Below are 3543 nucleotides of genomic sequence, written 5' to 3'. Positions count from 1 at the left end.
GGGGCATCTCCTACTCGGGCTGACGTCCGTTCTGGTCGTCGTCCGAGTTCTCGGCGCCGGGTTCGTCGCCGGCATCGGTTGTCTCGGCGTGGGCAGTCTCGGCGCTGTCGGCTGATTCCTCGGTGGCTCCACCGTCGGTCTCGGTCTGATCAGATTCCGGCTCGTCGCCCTCCGACTCGACGGCCTCGGGATCGACAGCATCTGATTCGACAGCGTCTGTTTCGACAGCGTCTGTTTCGACAGCGTCAGGCTCGGTGATATCAGGCTCAATGGTCTCGTCGACGGCTGACTCTGGACCATCGGCCGCGGTCTCGAGACCCCCCGGCTCACCGGCATCGGACTCGGTCGCCACCTCGTCCTCGCCAACCTGGTCCTCGCCCACCTGGTCCTCGACCCCCTCGGATCCGGCAGGCGACTGGATCGGGATCTGGCCGGTCCGCAGCGCCGTCTCACGCTCGCGCAACTCGCGACGCGTCAACGGCACGTCCTCGGCACCACCCGCGGCGCTGGCAACGGCAGCAACCCCGATGCCGGCGAGCACGAGCGCGCCCTCGGCATCCGTCTGACCCGACCGCGCCGCGCGCTTTGCCTGCCGCCGCTCCTTCGCGCCCTCGACGAGGTTGTAGAGCGTCGGCAGCACGAGCAGCGTCAGCACGGTGGACGAGATGAGTCCGCCGATCACGACGATCGCGAGCGGCTGCGAGATGAACCCGCCCGTGCCGGTGATCCCGAGTCCCATCGGCGTGAGCGCGAGGATCGTCGCGAGCGCCGTCATCAGGATTGGGCGAAGACGCCGCGTGCCACCGGCGATCGTCGCGTCGTGGGCACTCAGGCCCTTCTCGCGGTACTGGTTCACGAGGTCGACGAGAACGATCGCGTTTGTGACGACGATGCCGATGAGCATCAGCACGCCGATCAGCGAGGCGACGCCCAGCGGGATGCCGGTGACAATCTGCAGCAGGATCGCACCGGTTGCCGCGAACGGCACCGAGATGAGCAGCAGCAGCGGCTGGCGCAGCGACTTGAAGGTCGCGACCATGACGACGTACACGATCAGGATGGCTGCCAGCAGCGCGAGGCCGAGCTGGCTGAAGGCGTCGGCCTGGTCGGTCGCGACACCGCCCAGATCAGCGCTGGCCGAAGACGGCAGATCAGCCGCGTCGAGCGCTTCCGTGACGGATGTCGTCGCCTGCGTGAGGTTGTCAGTGGCGGGAGTAACCGTCACTGTCGCGGTGCGCGTGCCACCCTGCGTGGTGATCGATGTCGGTCCCTGTGACTCCTCGACAGTCGCGACCTCCGACAGCGGCACGGGCCCCTGCGCGGTGAAGACCTGCAGGTTGCGCAGCTCGTCGATCGTGGTCGGCGGGTCGTTTGAGGCCAGGTACACCGTCAGCGAGGTGTCGTCGACCTCGACGCTACCGATGCTCTGCGGCTGCATCGTGCTGGACACGATCGCACCGACGGCGACCTCCGACAGGCCGAGCGACGCCGCCTTGTCGCTGTCGACCTGCACCGAGATGAAGGGCAGGGATGCCGACAGGTTGCTCGTGACCTGGCTGACGTCGTCGAGGTCACTGAGGCTCGCGACGACGGCATCCGTCGCCGCTTGCAGTGTCGAGGCGTCGGGAGCAGTGACGTCGACCTCGATGTCGGTCGAGCCGAATCCGCCGTTGCTGCCAGCGACGGTGATCTCGCCGACATCCGGAATCGCCTCGACGGTGTCCTGGACTTCCTGGCGAAGCGCGACCTGGTCGGCACCTTCCTGTGTCGTAATGGAGTACGTGATTCCGCTGCCGCCGCCGGTGAAAGCATCACGCAGCGCGTTGCCGCTGGAGCCGATCGAGACCTGCACGGTCTGGATGCCGTCGATTCCCATGAGGGCTTCCTCGACCGGCACCGCTGCGGCGGACTCGGCCTCCAGGCTCGGCGCCGGACCGATGTCTTGCGTCATCGTGAACGTGTTCTGCCCGGAATCGCCGAGGAAGTTCGTCTTCATCAACGGTGCGACGGCGATGGTGCCCACGAGGACGAGGACCGCAAGCCCCAGGGTGACCCAGGAGTGGCGCAGCGTCCACCGCAGGATCGGGGTGTAGCCGCGCTGCAACCGATCGAGCGGAGCTGCCGGGTTCTCGGGGTCGATCTCCCGCCCCGCCTCATCCAGCAGCGGCTTGCCGGGCTTGAGGAACCAGTAAGCCAGCACAGGCACGATCGTGAGAGCGACCAGGAGCGATGCCAGCAGCGCGATCGTGACGGTCAGAGCGAAGGGTCGGAACAGTTCGCCGGTCACGTCGCCGACGAAGGCGATCGGCAAGAAGACGGCGACAGTCGTGATCGTCGACGATGTGATCGCCGACCCGACTTCCTTGACGGCCCGCACGATCGAGGTCATCTTGTCGGCCTTGCCGACGTAGTGGCGTCTGATGTTCTCGATCACGACGATCGAGTCATCCACGACACGGCCGATCGAGATCGTGATCGCCCCGAGGGTCAGGATGTTCAGCGAGTACCCGAACGCCTGCAGGCCGATGAACGTGATCAGCACGCTCGTCGGGATCGAGATCGCGGTCACGAGCGTCGCGCGCACCGACAGCAGGAAGAGCAGGATGACGAGCACGGCGAACAGCAGGCCGAATCCACCCTCGACGGCGAGAGTCTCGATCGACTGCTCGATGTAGGGCGCCTGGTCGAAGACGACGGTGAGGGTGACTCCATCGAGCTGCTGCTCGAGCTCGGGCAGGATGTCGACCACGCCGTGCGAGACATCGACGGTGTTCGCTGCCGGAAGCTTCGTGATCGCGATCGTCACCGCCGGCTCGCCGTTCACGCGAGAGATCGTCGTGACCGGGTCCTGGCCCTGCTCGACGGTGGCGACGTCGGCGATGGTCACTGTGCCGGCTTGGAACTGCTCGGCATCCGTGGGAACGAGCGGGAGCGCCGCCACCGCATCGACCGACGTGATCTTCGAGCCGGTCTGCACTGTGAGGGTCTGCTCGTTCTCGGTGATCTCACCGCCCGGGAACAGCACACCGTTCTGATCGAGGGCGTCGCGGATCGCCTGCTGCGTGTAGCCGGTCGCAGCGAGCTTCGCCGGGTCGGGGGTGATCGTGATGCGCTGTCCGGTGCCACCGACGATCTGCGCGGCGTTGACGCCGTCGACATCCTCAAGCTCGGGAATCGCGACTGATTCGAGTGTCGCCTGGATGGTCTGCTGATCGTCGTAGCCGGTGACGGCGATCTGGATGACGGGGAAGTCGTCGATGCTTGCCGAAAGGACATTGGGTTCGACGTTCTCGGGCAGTTGAGATGAGATCCGATTGATCGCTTGCGTGATCTTCTGCTCAGCGGTGCCGAGGTCGGTGCCGTAGGTGAAGGACGCCTGCACGATCGAGGCGTTGGTCGTGCTGGTCGCTGTCGTCGACTCGAGGCCCGGGACGGCCTGGATGGCTGTTTCGATCGGTGTCGACACGTCGTTGGCGACAACCTCAGGCGACGCTCCCGGATACGTCGTGACGACGATGAGAGCGGGGAACTCGATCGAGGGGA

1 protein-coding gene is annotated in these 3543 nt (G+C 66.1%); it reads right to left on the bottom strand.

The window, feature by feature from the left end; genetic code table 11:
* Positions 1–10: 10 nt before the first annotated feature.
* Positions 11–3543 (bottom strand): efflux RND transporter permease subunit (locus Q1V87_RS05015; RefSeq protein WP_300591108.1); only part of this gene is annotated, 3533 nt, incomplete at its 5' end.

The sequence above is a fragment of the Microbacterium sp. genome (assembly GCF_030149085.1).
In the GTDB taxonomy this organism is placed as follows: Bacteria; Actinomycetota; Actinomycetes; order Actinomycetales; family Microbacteriaceae; genus Microbacterium.
This window is presented reverse-complemented; position numbering and strand designations above follow the sequence as displayed.